The 23,538-nt window shown below is 75.1% G+C and carries 20 protein-coding genes; 6 read left to right on the forward strand and 14 right to left on the reverse strand.

Annotated features, from left to right (window positions below; all coding sequences use genetic code 11):
* The first annotated feature begins 119 nt into the window (after window positions 1-119).
* Entirely contained in the window at window positions 120-1,304 is a 1,185-nt protein-coding gene (locus tag I6A81_RS03555) for a CapA family protein (RefSeq protein ID WP_307874444.1), read from the forward strand.
* A gap of 241 nt (window positions 1,305-1,545) precedes the next feature.
* Here the strand turns inward: I6A81_RS03555 and I6A81_RS03560 are convergent, their stop codons facing one another.
* From I6A81_RS03560 to I6A81_RS03570, 3 genes are all read right to left on the reverse strand, one after another.
* On the reverse strand, window positions 1,546-3,513 hold the full coding sequence (locus tag I6A81_RS03560) for a hypothetical protein (protein WP_307874445.1): 1,968 nt from the start codon (window positions 3,511-3,513) through the stop codon (window positions 1,546-1,548).
* A gap of 87 nt (window positions 3,514-3,600) precedes the next feature.
* Window positions 3,601-4,815, reverse strand: a complete 1,215-nt coding sequence (locus tag I6A81_RS03565; RefSeq protein WP_203006157.1) for a pyridoxal phosphate-dependent aminotransferase — start codon at window positions 4,813-4,815, stop codon at window positions 3,601-3,603.
* Between the two features lie 184 nt (window positions 4,816-4,999).
* A complete protein-coding gene (locus I6A81_RS03570) occupies window positions 5,000-5,941 on the reverse strand; it encodes a hypothetical protein (RefSeq protein WP_203006156.1) in 942 nt (313 codons plus the stop codon).
* Between the two features lie 325 nt (window positions 5,942-6,266).
* Between I6A81_RS03570 and I6A81_RS03575 the strand changes: the two genes are divergently transcribed.
* Window positions 6,267-6,743: a Fur family transcriptional regulator gene (locus tag I6A81_RS03575; protein WP_307874446.1), complete on the forward strand. Its 477-nt coding sequence runs from the start codon at window positions 6,267-6,269 to the stop codon at window positions 6,741-6,743.
* Window positions 6,744-6,944: 201 nt separating this feature from the next.
* On the opposite strand, the gene I6A81_RS03580 is transcribed toward I6A81_RS03575, so the two are convergent.
* The 5 genes from I6A81_RS03580 to I6A81_RS03600 form a co-directional block, all read right to left on the reverse strand.
* Window positions 6,945-7,823 (reverse strand): metal ABC transporter permease, encoded by an 879-nt coding sequence (locus tag I6A81_RS03580; protein WP_203006155.1) that lies wholly within the window; start codon window positions 7,821-7,823, stop codon window positions 6,945-6,947.
* Window positions 7,820-8,806, reverse strand: coding sequence for a metal ABC transporter permease (locus tag I6A81_RS03585; protein ID WP_203006159.1), 987 nt, complete (start codon window positions 8,804-8,806; stop codon window positions 7,820-7,822). Before I6A81_RS03585 ends, I6A81_RS03580 begins: the two co-directional genes overlap by 4 nt.
* An 88-nt stretch (window positions 8,807-8,894) precedes the next feature.
* Entirely contained in the window at window positions 8,895-9,635 is a 741-nt protein-coding gene (locus tag I6A81_RS46075) for a metal ABC transporter ATP-binding protein (protein WP_203006158.1), read from the reverse strand.
* 659 nt (window positions 9,636-10,294) lie between these two features.
* Window positions 10,295-11,311: a metal ABC transporter substrate-binding protein gene (locus I6A81_RS03595; protein ID WP_407661242.1), complete on the reverse strand. Its 1,017-nt coding sequence runs from the start codon at window positions 11,309-11,311 to the stop codon at window positions 10,295-10,297.
* A 164-nt stretch (window positions 11,312-11,475) separates the two neighbouring features.
* Window positions 11,476-12,456, reverse strand: a complete 981-nt coding sequence (locus I6A81_RS03600) for a DUF2470 domain-containing protein (RefSeq protein WP_203006153.1) — start codon at window positions 12,454-12,456, stop codon at window positions 11,476-11,478.
* A gap of 460 nt (window positions 12,457-12,916) precedes the next feature.
* Between I6A81_RS03600 and I6A81_RS03605 the strand changes: the two genes are divergently transcribed.
* Complete coding sequence (locus I6A81_RS03605) at window positions 12,917-13,270, forward strand: type II toxin-antitoxin system VapB family antitoxin (protein WP_203006152.1); 354 nt, start codon at window positions 12,917-12,919, stop codon at window positions 13,268-13,270.
* A 91-nt stretch (window positions 13,271-13,361) separates the two neighbouring features.
* Here the strand turns inward: I6A81_RS03605 and I6A81_RS03610 are convergent, their stop codons facing one another.
* The 4 genes from I6A81_RS03610 to I6A81_RS03625 all read right to left on the reverse strand — a co-directional run bounded on the left by I6A81_RS03610 (window position 13,362) and on the right by I6A81_RS03625 (window position 17,915).
* On the reverse strand, window positions 13,362-13,718 hold the full coding sequence (locus I6A81_RS03610; protein ID WP_203006151.1) for a hypothetical protein: 357 nt from the start codon (window positions 13,716-13,718) through the stop codon (window positions 13,362-13,364).
* A gap of 200 nt (window positions 13,719-13,918) precedes the next feature.
* Window positions 13,919-16,036, reverse strand: a complete 2,118-nt coding sequence (locus I6A81_RS03615; protein ID WP_203006150.1) for a copper resistance CopC/CopD family protein — start codon at window positions 16,034-16,036, stop codon at window positions 13,919-13,921.
* 124 nt (window positions 16,037-16,160) lie between these two features.
* Window positions 16,161-16,916, reverse strand: a complete 756-nt coding sequence (locus I6A81_RS03620; RefSeq protein WP_407661243.1) for a YcnI family copper-binding membrane protein — start codon at window positions 16,914-16,916, stop codon at window positions 16,161-16,163.
* Between the two features lie 222 nt (window positions 16,917-17,138).
* Complete coding sequence (locus I6A81_RS03625) at window positions 17,139-17,915, reverse strand: hypothetical protein (RefSeq protein ID WP_203006148.1); 777 nt, start codon at window positions 17,913-17,915, stop codon at window positions 17,139-17,141.
* Between the two features lie 369 nt (window positions 17,916-18,284).
* Between I6A81_RS03625 and I6A81_RS03630 the strand changes: the two genes are divergently transcribed.
* Together I6A81_RS03630 and I6A81_RS03635 are read left to right on the forward strand one after the other, a co-directional pair.
* Window positions 18,285-19,175, forward strand: coding sequence for an MOSC domain-containing protein (locus tag I6A81_RS03630; protein WP_203006147.1), 891 nt, complete (start codon window positions 18,285-18,287; stop codon window positions 19,173-19,175).
* Window positions 19,176-19,282: 107 nt separating this feature from the next.
* Window positions 19,283-19,930, forward strand: coding sequence for a response regulator (locus tag I6A81_RS03635; protein WP_203006146.1), 648 nt, complete (start codon window positions 19,283-19,285; stop codon window positions 19,928-19,930).
* Window positions 19,931-19,988: 58 nt separating this feature from the next.
* Here I6A81_RS03635 and serC read toward each other — a convergent pair whose 3' ends face one another.
* The gene (serC, locus tag I6A81_RS03640; RefSeq protein WP_203010094.1) at window positions 19,989-21,122 is read right to left on the reverse strand and encodes a phosphoserine transaminase; all 1,134 of its coding nucleotides are present in this window, start codon (window positions 21,120-21,122) and stop codon (window positions 19,989-19,991) included.
* Window positions 21,106-22,203, reverse strand: a complete 1,098-nt coding sequence (locus tag I6A81_RS03645) for a citrate synthase 2 (RefSeq protein ID WP_203010095.1) — start codon at window positions 22,201-22,203, stop codon at window positions 21,106-21,108. Before I6A81_RS03645 ends, serC begins: the two co-directional genes overlap by 17 nt.
* A gap of 494 nt (window positions 22,204-22,697) precedes the next feature.
* On the opposite strand from I6A81_RS03645, the gene pdxH reads away from it, so the two are divergent.
* On the forward strand, window positions 22,698-23,426 hold the full coding sequence (gene pdxH, locus I6A81_RS03650; RefSeq protein ID WP_203007516.1) for a pyridoxamine 5'-phosphate oxidase: 729 nt from the start codon (window positions 22,698-22,700) through the stop codon (window positions 23,424-23,426).
* Window positions 23,427-23,538 lie beyond the last annotated feature (112 nt).

The raw sequence follows: 23,538 nt of genomic DNA on the forward strand, positions 1-23,538 counted from the left end.
GGTGAGCGATGGTGCGGGTACGGTCGCGCGGGCATGGAGGGCCCGGCGGGGCGGGTGACGCGCGGGGTCGCGTGCCCGCGGCGCGGTCGGCTGGCCGCCGGCCCAGGAAGCCCGTCGCGGTGGCGCTGGCCGCCGTCGGCGCTGTTCTGGCCGGCTGCGGGATGTTCGGCGGCGACGACGGCGCGCCGCCCGGAGTCGTCGAGGCCGGGCTCGGTGCCGCCCCCCCGGCGACGGCGCCCGCCACGCCCGCCAAGCCGACCGTGCCGCCCGGCGGGGCCGAGCGGGCGCCCACCGGTGAGCCGGTCACGCTCGCGTTCGCCGGCGACACGCACTTCGCCGGATCGTCGGCGGCCGGGCTGACCTCGCTCGGCCCCATCGGTCAGACGCTGTCGGCCGCGGATCTCACGATGCTCAACCTGGAGACCGCGATCACCACCGGCGGCGACCCGGCGCCGAAGGAGTTCACCTTCCGCGCTCCGCCGAGCGCGTTCACCTCACTGCGTGACGCCGGCGTCGACGTGGTGAGCATGGCGAACAACCACGGCATGGACTACGGCGTGACGGGGCTGGCGGACTCGCTGCGTGACGCGCAGGCGGCGGGCTTCCCCGTCATCGGGGTCGGCGAGGACGACACCTCCGCCTTCCGCCCGTACCGGGCCGAGATCAAGGGCCAGCGGATCACCATGATCGCCGCGACCCGGGTGCTCGACGACGAGCTCGCGGCCGCGTGGACCGCCGGCCCGGGCAAGCCGGGGCTCGCGTCGGCGAAGGACATGACGAAGCTGCTGAGCGCCGTCCGGGCCGCGCGCGCCGACTCGGACACCGTCGTGGTGTTCCTGCACTGGGGTGTCGAGCGGCGCGCCTGCCCCGGCACCGACCAGAGCGGGATCGTGCCCGCCCTGGTCGACGCGGGCGCCGACATCGTCGTCGGCTCGCACGCGCACCTGCTCCAGGGCGGCGGCTGGCATCCGACCGGGGCGTTCGTTGACTACGGGCTGGGCAACTTCGTCTTCTACTCGTCGGGTATGGGAACCAACACGCAAAGCGGCGTCCTGCGGCTGACGGTCCAGGGCCGCGCGGTGACCCAGGCCCAGTGGGTCCCGGCCCGCATCTCCGGCGGCCTGCCTCGCCCGGCGACCGGGGCCGACGCGGAGGCCATCCTCGCGACCAAGGGCTCCCTCCAACAATGCGCCGGCCTCAACCCCAATCCGCCCACCTGGGGCGCCATCCCTGGTGCCACCGGTACGGCCGGCGCCACGGGACCCGCCGGCCAGGCGGTGGCGAGCCCCACCACCGGCGGCTGAGCGGAGCGGTTTCGTGCCGGCCCGGTCAGCTCGTGCCGGCCGGCCTGGCGCCCGGCTCACCCCGGGCCCGGGTCGTCACCGGGTCGGCGACGCGCGACACGGTTGATCAGTAGTCGCCCGCGGAAATGGCGACGAGACCAGCCGTCCGGCGAGCCGTTTCCGCGGGCATCCGGCGATCATGCCGGCGGGGCCGCGGACCCCACCCGGAGCGGCACTGGCGCGTCCGAGCGCGGTCGGCCGGTCAGCCGCCCGCCGATGGCGCCGCTGACGGGCCGCCGGCGCAGCCGCCGAGGACGCGCAGCGTGCCCGTGCCCGGGAACTCGAAGGTCTCGGTCGGGCACCAGCCGGCGGCGCGCAGGTCGGCGAGTTCGGCGTCGGCGCCGCCGCGGTCGTAGACGAGCACGAACAGCAGGAGGCGCTCGGGTGCTGGCCCGGTGCGCGCCGCCAGGGCGGCCCGGGCCTCGCCCTCGCCGACCGCCGTGAGGAAGAGCGTCGAGTCCTCGGGCAGGCGGGGGCCGGCCGGGGGCGCGGCGGCCGCGGGCGGCGGCAGGTAGGGGCCGTCGTCGCTGACGCCCGTCGCGTAGAGCCAGCCGGAGCGGGCCAGCCGGCCGCCGACCACGACGACGTCACCGGGCTGGTAAAGCCCGCGGGCGAGCGTCGTCGCGTCGACCATCAACGCCACCGGCCGGATCTCGTGCCGCTCCCGCCACAGCGGCCACAACGCGCTCGCGGACGCCACCGGCGCCGCGGCGAGCACGACCAGCGCGCCCGCGAGGACGACCCGTCCGGCGGGGACGGCCCTCCAGGCCAGGGCGGTCGCCCGCCACCGGCCGCCCGGCGGGCGACCAGCGCCGGTCCCGTCCCCGGCCGCGGCCGGGGGTGCCCCGAGGAGGCGGGCCATCCGGTCGGCGCCGACCGCGACGACCGCGACGAGCAGGGGGACGAGAAAGGTGTTGGTGCGGTTGGCGCCGAAGGGCCAGTAGCGGCCCACGCTGGCGGCGAGAGCGATCAGGAGGGCGCCCAGCACGGCGACGAGCAGCTGCCGCCCGGCCCCCCAGGCGTGCGCCGGAGCCATCGCCTGGGAGGCCGGGCTCCCCGCGCGGCCGCCGTCGGGATGGGTCAGCCGGCGCGCGTCACCGGGGTCGCGCATCGGCTGACCGATCTTGTCGAACCGGTGGAGCGCGACCACGCCGAAGGCGAAGGCGAGGGCGGCGGCGGGGGCGAGCAGCCACGCGGCGGCGAAGGTGGCGTCGGTCGCGGGGTGGACCAGGTTCGGGTCGTAGCGGTCCACGCCCGTCGGCGCGCCGCCCAGGATCCTGACCAGCTCACCGGCGACGAACCCGACCGCGTCCAGCGGCCCGCGGCCGGCGAGGAACTGGGTGTCCCAGAACCGGCTCGCCCGCTGGCTCGACTGGTGGCCGATGAACAGGGCGGTGTGCAGCCCGCAGATCGCCAGCGCGGGCGCGGCGGTCAGCGCCGCGCGGGCCCGGGGCCGCCACCCGCGGCCGGCGGCGACGACGTCGCCGGCCGCCAGCGGAATGATCAGGAAGGCGGCGGGCACGGCGAACAGCGAGACGGCACCGGCCGTCGTCCTGGCCACTGTGGGGCGCCGCGCGGCGCCCCACAGCCAGACGACGGCGAGGGCGGCGAGCGCCTCGACGGCGTAGGGCTTGAGCTGGGTTCCGAGGTCGACGACCACTCCGGACAGCCCGAGCGACGCGGCCGCCAGCCCGGCCGCCGCCGGGCCGGTGAACCGGCGCACGAAGGCGTAGGCCACGGCCGGGAGCGCCACCAGGGCCACCAGTTCGGGCAGGCGCAGCGCCCAGGCGTGCCAGCCGGCGACCTCGCCGACCAGCCTCGTCAGCGCGGCCCAGCCGAGGGCAGACGGGGTGTTCGCGTGCGCGAGCTCCGACCAGAACGTCGCCGCCGGCTCGGCGAGGAAGTGGGGCCGCCAGATCTCGTCGTACCAGAGCGGTCGGTCGAGCACCGCGCGCAGCGCGACCAGGGCGGCGACGACGGTGGCGGCGAGCGCCGCCGGCACCGCGAGGTCCACGACCTTCCGGGGGCGCGGCCGGTGCCGGGCCTGGCCGGCGAGCGGCCCGGCGGTGTCGCGATCCGTGACCTCGACCCCGGATGGTTCGTCATCCGGGGTGTCCACGGCCGTCACGGCGCGTAGCGGTTCGTTCGACGCCGCGGGGCCGGTGTCCACAGTTGAAGGCGAGTTATCCACAGGTCTTGTCCACAGGCTGCGTACGACTGTGGAAATCCCCTTCCAAGGTGTGGACGACGCCTTCGGCTAGCCCTGCGAGTAGGAGGCGAGGAAGTGGTCGATCCGGCCGATGGCGTGGGTGAGGTCGTCGACGTTGGGCAACGTGACGATCCGGACGTGATCGGGCCTCGGCCAGTTGAATCCGGTGCCCTGCACGAGCAGGATCTGCTCCGCTCGCAGCAGGTCGAAGACGAGCTGCTCGTCGTCGCGGATCGCGTGCACCTCGGGGTCCAGGCGCGGGAACGCGTACAGCGCGCCCTTCGGCGGCACGCAGGACACACCGGGGATGTCGTTCAGCAGCTTCACCACGGTGTCGCGCTGCTCACGTAGCCGGCCGCCGGGCAGCACCAGATCGGCCGCGCCGCCGTTGTGGTCGAGCGCCGCGACCACCGCGTACTGGCCGGGGACGTTGGCGCACAGGCGCATGTTCGCCAGGATGTTCAGGCCCTCGATGTAGCTGGTCGCGTGCCCGCGCGGGCCGGAGACGACCATCCAGCCGGCGCGGAAACCGGCCAGCTGGTAGGCCTTCGACAGGCCGTTGAACGTCACGCAGACGAGATCCGGAGCGAGCGCGGCGGTCGCCACGTGCTCGGCGCCGTCGTAGAGGATCCGGTCGTAGATCTCGTCGGAGAAGACCATCAGGTTGTGCTGGCGGGCCAGCTCCACCAGCGCCTCGACGGTGGCCCGGTCGTAGACGGCGCCCGTGGGGTTGTTCGGGTTGATCAGGACGATCGCCCGGGTGCGCGGCGTGATCCGGGCGGCGACGTGCTCGACGTCGGGGAGCCAGCCGGCGGACTCGTCGCACAGGTAATGCACCGGCTTTCCGCCGCAGAGGCTGACCACGGCCGTCCACAGCGGGTAGTCCGGCGCGGGCAGCAGCACCTCGTCTCCGTCGTTGAGCAGCGCCTGCAGCGCCATCATGATCAGCTCGGAGACGCCGTTGCCGAGGTACACGTCGTCCGGCCCGACGCCGGCGACGCCCTTGTGCCGGTGGTACTGGGCGACCGCGGCGCGCGCCGCGGGCAGTCCCTTGGAGTCGCTGTAGCCCTGTGCGCTCGCCAGGCTGGTGACGACGGACGCGAGGATCTCCGGCGGGGTCGAGAAGCCGAACGGGGCGGGATTGCCGATGTTCAGCTTCAGAATCCGCTGGCCGGTGGCCTCCATCCGGTTCGCCTCGTCGAGGACGGGGCCTCGGACGTCGTAGCAGACGCCGGCGAGCTTGTCGGACTGGGTGAACTCCATGCCATCCAGGGTAGGCATGTCGTCCACGGGTTATTCACGGGCAGTGGCCGCGCCGGCCGCCGTCACCCCAGCCGAGCGATGACCGAGCCCGGCCGTACCTGCGCGTCTGGGACATCTCGGCTCACCCGGAGTAAACAATCTCCCGTTCGAGGTCGCTACCCTGCGTGCTGGCCAGGCGTGCCGGTCAGGCACCGCCGAAGGTGGGGAACGTCGGCGGGGTGCCGACGCTGCGCGAGGGCGATGGCGAGGGGGCGGCGCTGGTGGTGGCCGGCGGGGCCGTGGGCGTGGCGACGGGCGGCGTGGTGGCCGCGGTGGTCGGCGCGACCGGGGGCCGGGTGGTCGCCCTCGGCCTCGCGGTCGTCGGCGCGGGCCTCGGCGGGGTGGTAGTGGTCGGCGGCACGGTGGTCTGCGTGGTGGTCGGCGCGGCGGTGGACGACGCCGGAAGGGGCCCGGCGGTCGCGACCGGCAGCCCGACGAGGGTGGCGAGCGCGGCCCACTGCTCGTCGCCGCGGGTGAGCCCGGCACGCATCCGCTGCTGGAGCTCGCTGACGGCGACCTGGGTGCCGTCGAACAGGTTCCCGCAGGCCGTGACTCCGTCGCCGTAGCCGTTCAGGCCCGTGTCGAACAGGTTCTGCGCCGCGCTGTCCGGGCCGGGGGTGAGCGCCCGCGCCTCGGTCAGGTCGTCGGCCAGCGTCGTGCAGGTGGGCTGCAGCGCGGCGCCGTCCTGCGCGTCCAGGTGGGCGCGGATCTCGGCGACGTCGGTCGCGATGCGCCCGCGGATCGTGCGCGTCCCGTCGTACCACTCGCTGATCGCGTCGTCGCCGACGGTCGACGCGACATACGCGCTGCCGAGCGGGTTGTTCGGATCGGACGCCTTGCCGCCGGAGCAGGTGGTCAGCACCCCGGCGATCCCGATCAGGAGGGCGCCGGCGATGGCGAACTTCTTCCAGAGCTCGCTCGACTCCTCCTCGACGCGCGACGCGCCTCCCGGCCGGGGGTTTCCTGGTGTGACCTTCCCGGGCCGTGGGTCTCGCGCGGAGGCGTCCGGCGGCGCCGTGGCGCCCTCGGACCGCGGGTTCCGGTCGGTTCGCGTGTCGGTACCCGCGAAGGGGCGAGGACGTGGCATCCGTCGTCCTCCTTCGACCTCTCGGTGACGGGCCGCGTCCGTCGTGTCCGCGTCCCGAACAGCTCGATCCGGGTGACGGTGACCGGAACGAGTAGCACCTGTAGGTCTGGACGATATCGCCGCTTACGTGAGCCTTCGGGAGGTGGTCGCGCTGTCGACGCCGCCGGGGCGCCGAATACCGCCAGTTGCCCGGATTTGGCCGTGGGCCGAGCATCGCCGACGCGCTTGGTGGAAATGAAAACCATTGCCGTATTCGTTGCAAGTCGCGACGGGGATGTCGGCCCGTCGCCCGCGGCCAGCCCGTCGTGGCGCCGGAGGTGAGAAAGTGGATGCTGTGTCGACCGTGAACCGAAGCCGCGTGAACGACGAACCGGACGGCCGCGCGCCGGCGCCGGCCGGGCGCTCACTACCAGCCCGGGGCACCACGCGGTCGACCCGGCAGGGTGACGCCGTCTCCGCCGCGCTGGCCGCCACCAACGCGTTCACCAGCGCCCAGGACCTGCACGCGCGGCTGCGCGCCGACGGCCAGCCGGTCGGCCTCACCACCGTCTACCGCCACCTGCAGGTGCTCGCCGACCGCGGCGAGGTCGACGTGCTGCGCCTCGACGACGGGGAGACCGTCTACCGCCGCTGCGCGACCGGCACGCACCACCACCACCTGGTCTGCCGCGCCTGCGGGCACACCGTCGAGGTGGCCGGCCCCGAGATCGAGCGGTGGACCGAGCAGGTCGCCGCCGCCGAGGGCTTCACCGACGTCGCCCACACCCTCGAGATCTACGGCCACTGCTCCTCGTGCTCCTGACGGTTGCGTTCCGTTTGCCGCTTCCGTCGCGTTGTTGGTTGCTTTTCAGGCTCTATGGTTGATCTTGTCTGGTCAGGTTCCTCCAGATCCGGGGCTGCGCCCTGCGGCGCGAGGCTCGGACTGGGTGTGGTTGGTCCCGACCGGTGAAGTAGCCCTTGATCAGGGTCGCGCCCCGCGGCGCGAGGCTCCGGCGAGGGGCGGTCAGGTGGTTGCCGGGCGAGGGCGGGGGTGGGCGCGGCCGGTCAGGGCGAGGGAGAGGACGAACATCGCGGCGACGGTGAGGACGATGGCGCCGCCGGCGGCGACGTCCCACTGGGCGCTGACCGCCAGGCCGGCGACGCCGGCCAGCACACCCAGGCCCATCGACAGGGCCGTCATCGGGCCCGTGCGGTCGCACCACAGCCGCGCCGTCGCCGCCGGGCCGACGACCAGGGCGATCGCCATGATCGTGCCGACGGCCGGCACCGTCGTCACCACCGTCAGCTCGAGGGCCGCGAGGACCACGAGGTCTAGCCGACGGGCCGGGTACCCGGCGGCGGCGAGCGCCGCCGGGTCGAAGGCGCCGAGCAGCAGTTCCTTGCGCAGCGCCGCGAGCAGCGTGAGGACGACGACGGCCGTGACGGCGCTGACCACCAGGTCGGGCGTGCCGACGGTGAGGATCGAGCCGACCAGGAACGCGGTCAGGTCCCTGGTGAAGCCGTCCTGGGCGGACATGAGCGCGACGCCGAGCGCGAACCCGCCGGAAAGCACGACGCCGGTGACGCTGGACAGGTCGCGCCCGCCGCGGCCGGTGGCGGCCGACGGAAGCCCGCCGGCCGGGCCGCCGCGCGCCCCGGCCACGGCCGCGACCACGCCGACGAGAAGCAGGCCGAAGACGCCGGCGCCGAGGACGAGGTGCACGCCCAGCAGCGCGGCTATCACGACGCCGGGGAACGTGGCATGCGTGAGCGCGGTGGCGAGGAAACTCAGCCGGCGCAGTACCACGTGCACGCCGACCGCCCCGCACAACACGCCCACGATCGCGGCCTCGGCCAGCGCGCGCTGGGTGTAGCCGTCGCCCAGGGTCTCCCAGAGCCTCATCGGGTCACGGCTCCGTCGGGCCGGGGCTCGCCCGGGTACGGGCTCGCCGGCTCGTCGCCGCCCACGCGCGGACCCGCCTCCTGGACCGCGGTGTCTGCTGGCGCGCCCACCGCATCGGTTGGCGGGCCCGCCGTCGCGCGGGGCTTCGCCAGTTTCGCGTGGCGGCGGGCTGTGTCGGCCGCGAGCGCCAGCAGGTAGCCGGCGACGAGGACCAGCACCACGGTCGCGCCGGTGGCGAGCCGGACCCCGTGGTCCACCGAGACCTTGTAGCTGACCAGCAGGCCGATCCAGCCGCCCGCCATCCCCAGCGCGGCGGCGAGCACGGTCACCACGGCGAACCGGTCGGACAGCAGCCGGGCGGTCGCCGCCGGGACCACGATCAGCGCGATCACCAGCACCGTGCCCACAGCGCGCACGGCGGCGACCACGACCAGCGCGATCGCCAGGTTGAGCACCAGGTCGAGCACCGCCACCCGGTAACCGGCCGCGCGGGCCCCCTGAGGGTCGAACGCGACCAGCAACAGCTCCTTGCGCAGCGCGGCCAGGACGGCGAGGACCACGACCGCGACGGCGGCGGTGGCCACGATGTCGGCGACGCGCACCGTCAACACCCGGCCGAACAGGAACGCCGTGAGATCGGCCGTGTAGGACGAGCGGCGCGACACCAGCACGACGCCGAGCGCGAAGAAGCCCGTGAGCAGGATCGCCAGCGCCGCGTCCTCCGCCACCCGGCGGGTCGCCGCGAGCAGGGTGAACAGGCCGGCGGCGACCGCGGCGACCACCAGCGCGCCGGGGAAGATCCCCTGCGTGCCGCCGATCAGGAAGCCGACGACGACGCCGGGGAACACGGTGTGGGTGAGCGCGTCGGCGAGGAACGCGAGCCGGCGCAGCAGCACGAACACCCCGACGACGGCCGCGAGCCCGCCGAGCAGCAGCAGCTCTACCAGCGCGCGGGTCAGGTAGGGGCGCTCGAACGGGGCCATCAGCAGGTCGGTCACGGCCGGGACCCGGGCACGCTCGCGGTGACGGCGGTGACGGCGGTGACGGCGGTGACGGGGGGTGGGACGGGCGTCATGACCTGGCGACGATGACGCCGTGGCTGCCCAGCTCCACGGCGGCGCCGCCGTAGGCGGCGCGCAGCAGCTCGGGGGTGAGCGTCGCCGCCGGCGGGCCGAAGGCGAACTGGTGCCGGTTGAGCAGGCAGACCTCGTCGCAGGCGAGGTGGGCGAGCGCCAGGTCGTGGGTCGAGATCACTACCGCGGTGCCGGCGGCCGTGAGCTTCGCGAGCGCGGCGAGCAGCGCGTCCTGGGAGACCGCGTCCACCCCGTTGAACGGCTCGTCGAGCAGCAGCAGCCGGGGCCTCGCCGCGATCGCCCTGGCCAGCAGCACCCGCTGGCGCTGGCCGCCGGACAGCGTGCCGAACCGGTCCCGGGCGCGGTGGGCGAGCCCCACCGTCTCCAGCGCCTCGGCGGCGGCGGCACGGTCGGCCGCGCCCGGCCGGCGCACCCAGCCGACCTGCCGGTACCGGCCCATCAGCACCACCTGGGCGACCGAGACCGGGAAGTCAGGGTCGAGGGTGTCGGCCTGCGGGACGTAGCCGACCTCCCGGCGGGCCCGCGCCGGCGCCTGGCCCAGGACGGTGATCGAGCCCGAGACCACGGGGACGAGCCCGAGCACGGCCTTGATCAGCGTCGACTTGCCGGCGCCGTTCGGGCCGATCAGCGCGACCGTCCGGCCGGCCAGTACCCGGCCGCTCACCCGTTCCAGGGCGGGGATGCGCCCGTAGGCGATGCTCGCGTCCGCGAGCACCAGCGCGTCCCGGGGCTCCCCCTGGGCCCCGGCTTCCCCTTGGCCCCGGGGTTCCTCCCGGATCCGCCGCGCCGATCCGGCCGGTCCGCGCGGAGACGGCGCGTCGGCGGCGACGGGCTCGGCCAGCTCCACGGCCCCCGCCGGCTCGCGCCGGGCGTCCTTGCCCGGCAAGGCACCCGGCAGGGTGTCCGGCAGGACGTCAGGCGGGGCGGCCGGTGGGGCGCCGGGCGCCGCGGGCTCGGCGAGCGTGGCCAGCCCGAACCGCGGTGTCACGACGACTGGGCCGTGGCCTCCCGGCGGACCCGCCAGCGGAGCTTCCGGCTCGTCGACCTCCAGGACCGGCTGCCGGGCCTGCCCCGTCGGCGAGGCCGACCGGGCGGGAACCCCGGATCCCGCGGAGTGCCTGGGCTCCCGGACCTCCCAGATCGACTCCGCAAGCTCCGTCGATCCGGCAGGGACCCCGGATCCGGCGGGAACTCCGTCGTCGATCCGACGGGGCCCGCGGGCAGCGGGCGCCTCGGAACTCATGGCGGCCACAGTATGCGGTCCGCGACTCGCCGACGGCGGCCGGTCCACCCGAGGGCCACGCCCCGCCGTCGCCGCCGCCCGGGACGCGTCAGGGATCCGCGGCACCCCGGGTAGGGGGAAGGAGCAGCCGGGGGTCACCGCAGCGCCGCCACGATCACGTCGGTGTTGTGCCGCTCGGCCGTCAGGTAGGTGCCGCCCGCCGACCCCGGCGGGCCGAGCGAGTCGGCGTACAGCGAGTCCTCGCCGGCGATGACCGTGACGTCGGCCTCGCGCCCGATCGTGTCGGCCGTCTTGGGCGAAAGAGACGACTCCGAGAAGACGGCCTTGGCCCCGGTCGCGCGGATCTTCGCGACGATCTCCTGGATGGCCTGCCCGGACAGCTCGGCCGAGGTGTCGAAGCTCGGGATGACCGCGCCAACATAGGTGATCCCGTAGCGGGCCGTGTAGTAGCCGAACGAGTCGTGGTTGGTGACCAGCAGGCGCTGGTCCTCGGGGATGGTCGCGATCTGGGCTTCGGTATACCGGTCGAGCTCGTCGAGTTCGACCGTGTACGCCGTCAGGTTCGCCAGGTAGTTCCCCGTGTTCTCGGGGTCGGCCGCCGCGAAGGCGCGCTCGATGCCGGCGACCATGATCTTGGCGTTGCGCGGGTCGTGCCAGACGTGCGGGTCGTGCTCGTGCTCGTCCGCGTGCTCCTCGTCCTCGTCGCCGTGCTCGTGGCCGCCCTCGCGCAGGGTGACGCCGTCGGCCATGACCACGCGGGTACCGTCGAAACCGGCGGCCTCGACCGCGTCGTCCAGCCACGACTCCAGCCCGACCCCGTTGGTGACGAGCACGTCCGCCTCGGCGATCGCGTCCAGGTCCGCGGGCGACGGCTCGAAGTCGTGCGGGTCGACGTTCGGCTTGACCAGCTGGGTGACCTCGACGAGGTCGCCGCCGATGACGCGGCTGAAGTCGCCGGCCTGCGTCGTCGTCGCGACGACGCGCAGCTGGCCGCCGGGTCCCGAGGCGGAACCGTCGCCGCCGGAGCCGCCGCAGCCGGCGAGCAGCAGCGAGCCGGCCACGCCGAGCGCGGCGAACGCCGTGGCGGCCGTGGTCGCCGTCGACCGCCGGGCGTGGGGCTGGGCGCGAGGCGGGTCAGATGGCTGGCACACACGGGCAGGGTAGCGCATAGCGGTAATGAAAACCGTTTCGGATACCGCTGTCAAACGGGCATGCGGCGGCTGGCGCCCGGGAGGCGCCAGACCGTCACCCGCGTCCCTGGCCGTCGAGGGCCGCCGGGGCGCGTATCGCCGCGTGTCGCGGCGGCGGAGCCGCGCTAAGCCGTGCCGTGCAGCAGCCGGCGAAGCTCCAGGCCGAGCGAGCGCGGCTCGGTGAGCGGGTTGGTGAACGTGACGCGCAGCTCGTCCGCCCCGTCCGTCCCGACCTGCCACAGCGTCAGGCCCAGCCGGTCGAGCTCGCCGACGGCGACGCCGACGACCAGCGTCGGGTCGGTGGGGTCGCCGAGCCGGGTGGCCGCCCGCTCGTCCGTGTTCGCGCGGCTCGCGAGGGGGTCCAGGTCCGGGCCCGCCGGCTGGGCCGACCCGCTCACCCGCGCCTGGGCCGGCTCGGTCGATGACGGCTCGACGGGGACGCCGTGCCTGGCCAGCTGGCGCAGCTGGCCCGCGTGCGCGACGTTGAGGTGCTCGATCAGGTCCGGCGCGTACGCGGCGATCAGGTCCGGCTCGGCGAGCGCGTAGGCGGCGAGGTCGACCCGGCGCCCGCCCGCCGCGGACGGCCACCGCGGCTCGCCGGCGCGGCCGAGCTCGCCGTCGGCTGGCTCGGGTCCGGCCGCCGCCGCGGTGCCCAGCCGCCGGACGCGGCGCGAGCGGCCCCGGCGCGGGCCGGGCTCGGCCGTGGACGGCAGGCACAGCAGCACGCCCTCGACGGACAGCGCGACGGCGGCCAGCTCGGCGTCGGCGCACTCGGGCACCTCGACCGTGAGGCCCGGTCCGGCGAGGCGCCGCGCGACCTGCAGGGCGCTGCCCGGGACCGTTCGCAGCCTTCCGGTCAGCACCAGGCGCTCACCGGCGGTACCCGGCACGTCCAGGCGGCAGCCGCGTGTCCCGACCATGGCGGCGGCGTGGGTCGGTGGGCTGCCGGCGCCGACCAGCAGGACGGGCTCGCCCCCGTCGTCGATCAGGCCGGTCCAGCCCTGCACCCGCGCTCCCGGCAGGGTGAGCAGCGCGTGCCGCGCGCCGGCCAGGACGGTGCGCGCGCGGACCGCGAGCATCGCGTCGTCCGGTTCCTCCGCGAACATCGGGTTCCTCCCATCACAAGTAAGGCTTACTTAAGTCGGGGGAGGGCGGCGGGTCAAGCGGTTCGGCCGTGTCGGCCGGTTTTCGGTTGGGCGGCGGTGGCCTCGCGATGCGTGGCCGGCACGCGCGGCGAGGGTCTTGGCAACCCTCCCCGGAGGTGGTGGCGTGGGTCTGACAACTACCCGACGCCAACGCGGTCCGCGTGTCTCAAGGCCCGGGCAACTACGGGCCGGACACTGGTAGTGCTCCGGCGTGGGGACGCAGGATTCTAGGCTGAGGTGGTCGCACGGCCGAGGCGGCGCGAGGATGCGCCGCCCGCGCGCCGCCCGCGGCGTAGGTTTTCGGCAGTCCGGTGGCCGCGGCGCGCTCGCGGCCACACGGCCCGGTGCCGTCCGGGTGGCTCGGCATCGGGGGTCGGCCCATGGCGTGAGCCCTGGCCGACGGCACGGCGAGGAGGTACAGGTGATCTTCAAGTTGGTCGGGGACGGGCGCCCGTATCCCGACCACGGGCTCGGCCAGCGCGACTGGGCGAAGATCCCGCCGCGCCAGGTCCGGCTCGACCAGCTGGTGACCACGAAGCGGGTGCTCGCGCTGGACCTGCTCCTCGACGAGGACTCCACCTTCTACGGCGACCTGTTCCCGCACGTCGTCGAGTGGGACGGGACGCTCTACCTCGAGGACGGGCTGCACCGCGCGGTGCGCGCCGCCCTCCAGCAGCGCACCTCCATCCATGCGCGCGTCTACCCCCTGCCCGCCGAGCACCCCGCCTCCGGCTGGCCGGCCGACGAGAGCACCGCCCCGCGCCCGGCGCGCTGACGCCGGCCGCGCGCCGGCCCGCCGTGGCGTCGCCCGGCACCGGCGGTCCGCGGCCGGCGCCCGGCGGGGCGGTTGTCCGCGGAGTGCGCGGTCAGGTGGGGAAGGTGTACACGACGAACCGGTCTTCGCCGACCTTGGCGAAGACGTAGCGCGGGCAGGACTTCGCCGGCTTGTAGGCGGCGATCGGGCGCAGCACGGGTGAGCGCATGACCTGCTTCACCCGGCCGCCGGCCAGCCGGTTCATCTCCGCGGTGGAGACGTCCGGGGGCTCGTCCCGCCGCTGGTAGTACTCCCCGCAGTAGCGGATCTCGGGAGGCCGAGACGTCCACGCCGGAGTGTGGAAGAACCACAGCAGATAGAGCTCGCGGAACACCGTCACGATCAGCCCGATGATGAGGAGGGAACGGACGAAGTTCCCAGCTCGGGACTGCGCGAGGACAGGGCTCACAAGACCGGCAGCCTACGGCAGACTCTCGCCAGATCTGTCACGCCTCGCCCAGTATCGGCCGGTAGTTCCGGCGCCGGGCCGGTTCGCCGGCCCCGAGGGCGCGGCGGCGCCGACGCGCGGGCCACGACGGCGCCGACACGCCGGTCCGGCACCGCCGACGGGCGGCCGGACCGGCGCCGCGGTCACGCCGGCGGCGGGCGTCAGCGGACCCGGTAGGTGACCGTCGTCGAGTACTGGTCGAAGTCGTTGATCCGCACGGTCACCGTCATCTGCCAGTCGCCGGGCAGCGGTACCTGCGCCTCCTGGGTCACCAGCTGGCCGGTGCCGGCCGCGGTCATCGGAACGTCCAGCGGGCCCACCTGCGCGGACGGCAACGACATCCGCACCGACGCCTCGACCAGCCGCTGCGGCTGGTTCTGGGGGTCGCGGACCACGACCTCGACGGTCTCCAGGCCAACGCGGGTGGGCGTCACCCGGAGCTCGACCGTCAGCGGCCCCGCGGTGGTCGTCGTGTGGAACGGCGGCGCGTACGAGACGCGGCCGGGCACGCGGTCGACCAGCGCGGCGGTGACCGCCAGCACCACCAGCCCGACCACCGCCTCGGCCAGCACCCCGCGCCGCAGCCCGGCGACCGCGCCGACGGTCGCCTCCGGCCGGGTACCGGAGCCGTCCGGGCCGTCGCCCAGGCCCCCGCCCGCCCCCGCCGGGCCGCCGCGGCGCGCGGCGTCCGCCTCCTGGGTCATCGCCAGCGCGACCGGGCGGTAGTGCCGCGACACCCACCGCTGGGCGAGCATCCCGAGCCCGAGCATCGCCAGGACGAACCACAGCTTGTAGAGCAGCAGCCGGCCGTACTCGGTGTCGAGCAGGGCGCCGACGGGGCCGACCTCCCGCCAGGTCTGGTAGGTGCCGGTGAGGACGATCATGGCGACGGCGGCCATCGCCGCGCGCGACCAGCGGGGGAGCACCGCGGCGAGCTCGGCCGCCTTCTCGGCCGGCACCGGCCGGACGTCGACGACCTGCTCGTCCAGGTAAGCGCGGGCCGCGGCGAGCTCCGCCTCCTCGTCCTCCTCGCCGTCGCGCGCCTCGTCGCCCCGGCCGGCGCGCTCGCCCGCGCCGCGCGCGACGGCCGCGGCCCATCCGGTCTGGTCGCCCTGGGCCGGCGCGGCGGCCGTCGCCGGCGCGGTCCGCTCGAGCACCCCGGCGGCGAGCACGGCGAGGCCACCCAGCCAGACCGACATCGCGAGCAGATGCGCGGTGACGCTGGACGCGGCCAGCCAGGACCAGGAGCCCGCGCCGGCGTGGCCCGTCAACGCGGTGGTCGCGGCGACCGCGACGGCGAGCCCGGCCAGCTCCACCCGCGTCCAGATCGAGATTCCGGATCGGCGTGGTGGATCTGACTGGCCGGCGGCCCGGGAAGCCGGCGGTGGCCCGGGTACCCCGGCCGGGCCGGCGTCCGCCGCCCCGGCCCGGTGCGTCGTCCCGGCCGTCAGCAGGGCGCGCAGCAGTGGCACCGCCAGCAGCAGGGCGAGCAGCCGGATCAGCGTGAGCTTGCCGTACCGGTCGGTGAGGGTGGCACTGAGCGGATCCCAGCGGAACAGTCCCGACAGCCCGAGGCCGGCCGTGTAGGGGCCCTGCAGGAGCAGGCAGGCGACGGCGCCGACGACGGCCGTCACCCACCCGGCCACCAGCAGCCGGCGCGGCGCCCGCCGGCGCAGCCCGCCCGGCCAGAGCGTGGCCAGGAAGAACCCGGCGCCGAGCAGCAGCGCGATGCCCGCGAACGCGACCAGCCGGGCGACGCCGAAGACGAACCCGGTGGCCGACGAGCCACCGCCCGCGGCGCTGGCCGCCGCCGTGGCGCCGGCGGCCGGGGCCTCGCCGATCCCGAACGCGTACCCGCCCGCGATCGGGTGGCTGTCCGCCGAGACCACCCGCCAGCTGACCAGGTACGTCCCGTTCGGCAGCCCCGGTTTGAGGTCGACGGTGACCTCCGACGAGCGCTCCCCGCCGCGTGCCCGGCCGGTGTCGACCCGGGTGCCGCGCGCGTCGACCACCTTGATCGATCCCGCGCCCGCCTGGACGGACTCGCTGAAGCCGAGCGTGACGCTCGCCGGCGCCGTGTCGACGGCGGTGCCGCCCGCGGGCGTGGCCCGCTCCAGCACCGCGTGCGCCCACGCCGGCGACGAGGCGCCGCCGAGGAGCGCCACGACCGCCGCCACCGTGAGGGCCAGCAGCGCGGCCGCCCGTCGCCGCCGGGCCCGGCCCGCCGACGCCCGGGCCGGCCGCGGCCGTCGCGCCGCCGTGTCGGTCTTGCCGCTCATTGCCGCAGTCTCTTCCTGTCAGCTTCTGTCAGCGCCGCGCGGGGCCCTGGTTCTCCGGTCCGCGCGGCGCCTGGTCCCGGCCGGTGGCGAGGCCACCGCCGGCCGGGCTCGGACATGTGCCGCGTCAGCCGCCCGAGGGGGCCCGCCGACGCGACGCGACCAGAGCCAGGGCGCCGGTCGCGAGCCCGAGCACGCCGACCACCAGGCCGGCGACGCCCAGGCCCCGGGCGGTGCCGTCGGCGTCCGACGATCCCGCCGCCGTCACGGCCGAGGTGGCCGCCGCGGTGGCCTGGGCCTTCGCGCCGGTCTCGTCCGCCGCCGGGGAGAGCGCCAGGGTCGGCGCTGGGTTCTCCGGCTCGGGCTGCCCGGGCTCGCTGGTCTCGATCCAGCGGACCACCTCGCCGTTCGAGTAGGTCTGCAATGTCTTGAAGCTGATCGACGCGACGTTCTCGGGCAGCGGCCCGGCGGAGACGACGAAGGTGTCGAACTCGCCGGGCTTGATGCCGCCGGGGCCGTCGGCCGTCCAGATGATCTCGCTGACGACCTCGGTGACCTGGGCGCCGTGCGCGGTCAGCGGCTTGCTCGGCGCGCCCTCGCGGATCTCGTAGGTCCAGCCGGCCTTCGGCTGCACGCTGACCGAGGCGATCGGCGTGTCGAGCGGGAACGCGACGTCGACCTTGGTGGTCGACGCGTCGTCGCGCTCGGTCGGGACCTTGAAGGTCAGCGTCGTGTAGCCGCCGGCCTGCGCGTCCGGGGCCGAGACGGTGACGTGGGCCGAGGCCGGCAGGGCCGTCGCGACCACGACGGCGACGGTGGCGCCGACGAGGACGGCGGCCGCCCGGGCGACCCGGGACATGGTTCGGGGCCTGGTTCGAGACATGGTGGTCCTTCCGTACGGGTGAGCGAGTGGAGGGCTGCTCGCGCCCGTCCGTCACCCGGGCCGCGGCGGCGCGCCGGCGGCGCGCCGGGCCCGGCGGCCTGGCTGGGTGACGGTGCACGGGTGCGCGAGGCGCCCCAGGAGGTCAGGGGTGTTCGGCGCCGAGGTGGCTCAGGGTCCACCCGCGCCCACTCCCCGCCAGACCGCCCGCCGGCCCGTCGAGGCCTAGCAGACCGTGCCGAGACCAGCCCGGACGGGTGGGTGGGGAGCCGTCGGTACGCGCGGCCACGCGCGGGCGCTGTTCGGCGGGCCGCGCCGCCGGGCGGCGCGCCCGACCGGGAGGCCGCGCCGTCGCGCCGGTGGCACGCTGGCCGGTGAGATCGCGCCGGCCTGGGCGGCGGGGGCCGCGCCGCCGGTGGCCGCCAGGGCGAGCAGCCGGCGCAGCCGGGCGGTGGCCTGGCGGAGCGGGCCGAGTATCCGCGCGGCCGCGGCGGGCAGCGCGGCCCGCAGCGCCGCGGCGGCCCACAGCGCCTGGTCGGCGCGGTGGAGCAGGAGGCCCGTGGTGGCCGCCGCGACCACGTGGGCGGCCGTCATCAGCGCGGCGCGTGACCAGGACCCCGCGCCGCCCTCGACGAACAGCTCGGCCGGGGCGAGTGTGTGGTGGTGCCCGGGGCCGCCGTGGTGGCCGGCCAGGGTGAAGGCGACGTGCGCCGCGAGCTGGGAGCAGGCGAGCGCTCCGAGCACCGTCGGCAGGGCTCGCCGCCGTGCCGCCAGCCCGTGGGCCACCCGGATGAGCAGCGCGGTGGCGACGACGACGAGCGCGACCGGTGGCGGTGTCCCGCCGGCGGCCACGTGAGCCGCCACGGCGAGGCTGGCCGCGCAGCCCCCGGCGACCGTGGCCCTGACCAGCCGCGTGGACCCGGCCGCCGGGTCGCCGTGCGGGGCCACCGCGACCCCGCCGGGGACCTCGGGCTTCGCCTTCGCGGATCCGGCAAGTTTCACGGACCCGGCAAGCTTCGTGGATCCGGCAAGGCTCCAGCCGCCGTTCCGGCGGGAGCCCCGAGCCACCTCGGCGGCTCCAGCCAGGCTGGGCCGCCGGAGCGGGCGCGCCCGGCCGGTCGTCACGACCATGACTCTGCCAGATCAAGAGTGATTGGCACATTGTGACGCGTAGTCGGATGGGCGCCAGGCCTCGCGGCGCGGCAACGCGGGACCGGAGGTTCGAATCCGCCGGCGGAGCCGTGATCACGTGGAACCTGACGAATACGGGTCAGGTTCGCGGATCGAGCCGCGGACGGCCGGTAGCGTCGACGAGCGACACCTCTAGCTGGACGGATCTGGCTGGACGGACGCGGACGAGGAGCTGTGCGCATGGATGTGCCGGGAGGGCCTCGGGTGGCCGCGCTCTACCGGTACCCGGTGAAAGGGCTGTCCGCCGAACCGCTCGACGAGGTCGAGCTGCGCGCCGACGAGGGTGTCCCCGGCGATCGGGTGTTCGCGCTCGCGCTGCCCGACACCGAGTTCGACGAGGAGCGCCCGACCGCGCTCCGCAAGCAGCGGTTCCTGATGCTGCAGCGTGACGAGGCGCTCGCCCGGGTCCGCACCGGCTACGACCCCGGGACCGGCCTGCTCAGCGTCGACGACGGCAGCCGTCGCTGGTCGGCCGACCTCGGTACGGCGGCGGGGCGGCGCGCCGTCGAGGAGTACTTCGGCGCGCTCGCCGCCGCGACCGCCGGCACGGACGGCGCGAATCCTCCAGCTGGCCTCGCCGGTCCGGAAGGCCGCTCGGGCAGGCCCGGAAGACGATCTGAGCGCCCCGCCGGGAGGTCCGGGCTGCCCCGGCTGGTCACGGCGCGCGGCGGGCACCGGTTCACCGACGCCGGGCCGTCCGGGCCGGCGCTCATGCAGGCGGTCTCCGTCGTCAACCTCAGCTCCGTGCGCGATCTCGCCGAGCGGGTCGGCCAGCCGGTCCACCCCTTGCGGTTCAGGGCGAACGTCTACCTCGACGGCATTCCCGCCTGGGCCGAGCGGGAGTGGGTCGGCAAGGAGATCGTCCTGGGCCCGGTCCGGGCCCGGGTGCTGGCGGGTACCGTCCGGTGCGCCGCCACCACCGTCAACCCGGACACCGCCGAACGCGATATCAAGGTTCTCAAGGAGCTTTCCGCCAACTACGGTCACACCGAATGTGGCTGCTACATCCAGATCGGCACTCCCGGCGTCCTGAGGCTCGGCGACGCCGTGGCCCCGCCGGCGGCCGCCTGACGACCGGCCGCTGAATCGTCGGCGGCCAGGGCGGGACCGGTGGGCCAGGAGCGGGGCGGATCACCGACGGCCGGGAGCCACCACCGACCACCAGGACTGGAGGACCCGTGCGGGTCGTGATCGCCGAGGACTCGGTGCTGCTGCGGGAGGGACTGTCCCGCCTGCTGACCGACGCCGGCTGCGAGGTCGTCGCCGCGGTCGGCGATGGCCTGTCCCTGGTGGACGCGATCGGCAGCCACCGCCCGGACGTCTCGGTCGTCGACGTGCGGATGCCGCCGTCGCACCGCGACGAGGGGCTGCGGGCCGCGATCGCCGCGCGTGCCCAGGTGCCCGGCTCCCCGGTGCTGGTGCTCAGCCAGCATGTCGAGAAGCAGTACGCCGCCGAGCTGCTCGCCGACGGCGCGGGAGCGGTCGGCTATCTGCTCAAGGACCGGGTGGCCGACGTCCGGGAGTTCGTCGACGCGGTCCGGCGGGTGGCCGCCGGCGGCACGGTGATGGACCCGGAGGTGGTCGCGCAGCTGCTCATTCGCAGCCGGCGCGACGACCCGATGGCCCTGCTGACCCCGCGTGAGCGCGAGGTGCTCCGGCTGATGGCCGAGGGCCGCTCCAACGCCGCGATCGCCGCCGAGCTGGTGGTCAGCGCCGGGGCCGTCGAGAAGCACATCTCGAACGTGTTCGCGAAGCTGGGCCTGGAGGCCTCCGGCAGCGACCACCGCCGCGTCCTGGCCGTCCTGGCCTACCTGCGCGAGGCCTGAGCCGCTGTGCCACGGGCCGGCCGGCGCCTCGGCGGCCGGCCGGCCCTGGCCGGCTGGCCTACAGGTGCTCGACCACGTACTCGATCGCGCCGGTCAGCGCCTCGACGTCCGCCGGGTCGACCGCCGGGAAGCAGGCGATCCGGAGCTGGTTGCGGCCGAGCTTGCGGTACGGCTCGACGTCCACCACGCCGTTGGCCCGCAACGTCTTGGCCACCGCCGCCGCGTCGACCCCGTCGAAGTCGATCGTGACGACCACCTGGGAGCGGTGCGCCGGGTCCGTCACGAACGGCACCGCGTAGGGGGTCTTCTCCGCCCAGTTGTAGAGGATCGACGACGACTCGGCGGTGCGCGCCACGCACCAGTCGAGGCCGCCCTGCGCCAGCATCCAGTCGAGCTGCTCGGCGAACAGGAACAGCGTCGACACCGCGGGGGTGTTGTACGTCTGGTCCTTGGTGCTGTTGTCCAGCGCCGTGGTCAGGTCCAGGAACGGGGGGATCCAGCGGTCGGTGCTCCTGACCTCCCCGAGCCTTGCCTGAGCGGCCGGGGACATCAGCGCCACCCACAGCCCGCCGTCGGACGCGAAGCACTTCTGCGGGGCGAAGTAGTAGACGTCGGCCTCGGACACGTCGACCGGCAGGCCGCCCGCGCCGGAGGTGGCGTCGACCAGGTGCAGCGCGCCGGCGTCCGCGCCGACCGGGCGGCGGACGTGGCGGGCCACGCCGGTGGACGTCTCGTTGTGCGGGGTCGCGTAGACGTCGACGCCCGGCAGCGGGGACCAGTCCGGGTGGGTGCCCGGAGCCGACTTGATGACCGACGGCTCGGCCAGGAACGGCGCGCCCTTGGTCGTGTCGGCGAACTTGCCGCCGAACTCGCCGAAGACGAGGTGCTGTGCGCGCTCCTGGACGAGGTTGAACGCGGCCGCGTCCCAGAACGCGGTCGCCCCGCCGATGCCGAGCACGACCTCGTAGCCGTCCGGCAACGAGAACAGCTGGCCGAGGCCGGCGCGCACCCGGCCGACCAGGTTCTTCACCGGCTTCTGCCGGTGGGAGGTGCCGAGCAGGCTCGTCCCGGTGGCGGCGAGCGCCGCCACCGCCTCCGGACGGATCTTCGATGGCCCGCAGCCGAACCGGCCGTCGGCCGGGCGCAGCTCGTCGGGCAGGACGATCGGTTGCGTCTCAGGCACTAGCGACATCCCCCAGTGGCCGCGGCGCCGGACCGATGTAGCGCGCGGACGGCCGAATCAGCCGGCCGGTGCGCTTCTGCTCAAGAATGTGCGCGCTCCAGCCCGCGGTCCGGGCACAGGTGAACATGGACGTGAACATATGCGCCGGCACCTCGGCGAAGTCCAGCACCACGGCCGACCAGAACTCGACGTTGGTGCGTAGTGGCCGGTCCGGGTAGCGGTTGGTCAGCTCCTCGATGGCCGCCGCCTCCAGCGCCTCGGCCACCTCGTAGCGGTGCGACCCCAGGTCGCGGGCGGTGCGCCGCAGCACGCGGGCGCGGGGGTCCTCGGCCCGGTACACCCGGTGGCCGAAGCCCATCAGCCGCTCGTGGTTGTCCAGCGCCCGGCGGACGTAGCCGACCGGGTCGCCGGTGCGCTCGACGTCGTCGAGCATGGCGAGCACCCGCGACGGCGCGCCGCCGTGCAGCGGGCCGGACAGCGCGCCGACGGCGGCGGACAGGGCCGCGGCCGAGTCGGCGCCGGTCGAGGCGACGGTCCGCGCGGTGAACGTGGACGCGTTCATGCCGTGCTCGGCGGCGGAGACCCAGTAGGCGTCGACGGCCTGCACGTGCTTGGGGTCCGGCTCGCCACGCCAGCGGATCATGAACCGTTCCGTTATGGTGCGCGCCCGGTCGACCTCCGTCTGCGGCACCGCCGGCTGGCCGAGGCCACGCGCGGACTGGGCGACGAAGGACAGCGCCATCACGGAGGAGCGGGCGAGGTCGGCGCGAGCCTGCTCGTCGGAGATGTCGATCAGCTGGCCGAAGCCCCAGTACGGCGCGAGCATCGCCAGCGCGCTCTGCACGTCGACTCTTATGTCGCCCGAGTGCACCGGCACCGGGAACGGCTCGGCCGGCGGCAGGCCGGGCTCGAACGCGCCGTCGACCAGCAGGCCCCAGACGTGGCCGTAGTCGACCTTGCCGACCAGGTCCTCGATGTCGACGCCGCGGTAGCGCAGCGCGCTGCCTTCCTTGTCCGGCTCGGCGATCTCGGTCTCGAAGGCGATGACGCCTTCAAGCCCGGGCTTGAAATCGCTTGTCTTCTCGGCCATCGAGTCCGGATCTCCGCTCTGAAAGTTCGCGACTGATTCCAGCGTGCCCCGCCGGCGAGCATCCTGCCGCCGGCGGCCCGGCGACGCCAGAAGCGGCCCGCCGGGCATCCATCCAACTCCTCTTCCCAACTCCTCGTCACGGACGATCGCGCCGCGTGGCCCCGCTGGGAAACCCCCAGTGACGGGGAGGTGTCGTACTTCACATTTCATGCCGCCTGGCCGGTCTGTAACCGGAGGGAAACCTTACGATCGTCCGCCCGGGCGCCCTCCCGGCACCGCCACGCCGGGCGATGTGAGGAATGTCGCCAGGTCATGCGGACCCCCGTGGTGGTCGCCGCCGGCGCCGGCCACGCATGGGCGCGGCCCCGGCCGGTGCCGGCCGGGGCGGCCCCGGTGGTGCCAGGATCGTGCGCATGGCCGTCGCCGATCCCCTACCCACCACCCCGGGGCCTGACCACGTCGCGCCCCCGGGCGGGAGCGGCTTCGACGTCGCGATGATCGACGCGGCGGCGATCGACGGCGCGGCGGCGATCGACAACACGGCGGCCCCCAGCGCGGATCTCGGCCGGCTCCGCCGCGGCTACGGCGGCGGCCGGCTCGACGAACGTGATCTCGCGTCCACCTGGGTGGAACAGTTCGCGCGCTGGTTCGCCGAGGCCGCCGATCCCGGCTCGGGCGTGCTCGAACCCAACGCGATGATCTTCGCCACCGCCGACGCGGCCGGCCGCCCGAGCGCCCGCACCGTGCTGTTGAAGGGTTTTGACGAGTCGGGATTCCTGCTGTTCACCAACTACACGTCGCGCAAGGGCCAGGAATGCGCGGTCAATCCGTACGGCAGCCTGGTCTTCCCGTGGTATCCGCTGGAGCGACAGGTGATCGTCGTCGGGTCCGTGGAGCGCGTCCCTTCCGCGCGTTCCGCCGAATACTTCCGTTCTCGGCCACGTGGCAGCCAACTCGGCGCCTGGGCGAGTCGCCAGTCCACGGTGGTGGCTTCCCGGGCGGAACTGGACGGTCGCGCGGCGGCGCTCGCCGAGCGCTGGCCGGCCCAGACGCGGATTCCGGTCCCGCCGTTCTGGGGCGGGCTGCTGGTCGTGCCCGAGACGGTCGAGTTCTGGCAGGGCCGCCGCGACCGCCTGCACGATCGGCTCCGCTTCCGCCGCCGCGCCGACGCCGGGGCCGGGGCCGAGGGCGTCGGCTGGGCCGTCGAGCGGCTGGCGCCCTGAGCCCGGCGCGGATCGCGTCCGAGCGGGCGCGATACGCGCCGGCCTCCCCCGGCCAGGGTCCAGGGATTGTCACCCACTGAAAAGGCGCGTCCGGCTGGACGCGATCCCCCGC

Source organism: Frankia nepalensis (assembly GCF_016786325.1).
GTDB lineage: Bacteria > Actinomycetota > Actinomycetes > Frankiales > Frankiaceae > Pseudofrankia > Pseudofrankia nepalensis.

Excerpts from the sequence above, each read along its gene's own strand:
- I6A81_RS03615 (WP_203006150.1), bottom strand. The coding sequence starts at position 16,036 with ATGAGCGGCAAGACCGACACGGCGGCGCGACGGCCGCGGCCGGCCCGG.
- pdxH (WP_203007516.1), top strand. The coding sequence starts at position 22,698 with ATGATCGACGCGGCGGCGATCGACGGCGCGGCGGCGATCGACAACACG.
- I6A81_RS03570 (WP_203006156.1), bottom strand. The coding sequence starts at position 5,941 with ATGCCACGTCCTCGCCCCTTCGCGGGTACCGACACGCGAACCGACCGG.
- I6A81_RS03630 (WP_203006147.1), top strand. The coding sequence starts at position 18,285 with ATGGATGTGCCGGGAGGGCCTCGGGTGGCCGCGCTCTACCGGTACCCG.
- I6A81_RS03600 (WP_203006153.1), bottom strand. The coding sequence starts at position 12,456 with ATGTTCGCGGAGGAACCGGACGACGCGATGCTCGCGGTCCGCGCGCGC.
- I6A81_RS03580 (WP_203006155.1), bottom strand. The coding sequence starts at position 7,823 with ATGAGGCTCTGGGAGACCCTGGGCGACGGCTACACCCAGCGCGCGCTG.
- I6A81_RS03620 (WP_407661243.1), bottom strand. The coding sequence starts at position 16,916 with ATGTCTCGAACCAGGCCCCGAACCATGTCCCGGGTCGCCCGGGCGGCC.
- I6A81_RS03585 (WP_203006159.1), bottom strand. The coding sequence starts at position 8,806 with ATGGCCCCGTTCGAGCGCCCCTACCTGACCCGCGCGCTGGTAGAGCTG.
- I6A81_RS03565 (WP_203006157.1), bottom strand. The coding sequence starts at position 4,815 with ATGGAGTTCACCCAGTCCGACAAGCTCGCCGGCGTCTGCTACGACGTC.
- serC (WP_203010094.1), bottom strand. The coding sequence starts at position 21,122 with ATGTCGCTAGTGCCTGAGACGCAACCGATCGTCCTGCCCGACGAGCTG.
- I6A81_RS03645 (WP_203010095.1), bottom strand. The coding sequence starts at position 22,203 with ATGGCCGAGAAGACAAGCGATTTCAAGCCCGGGCTTGAAGGCGTCATC.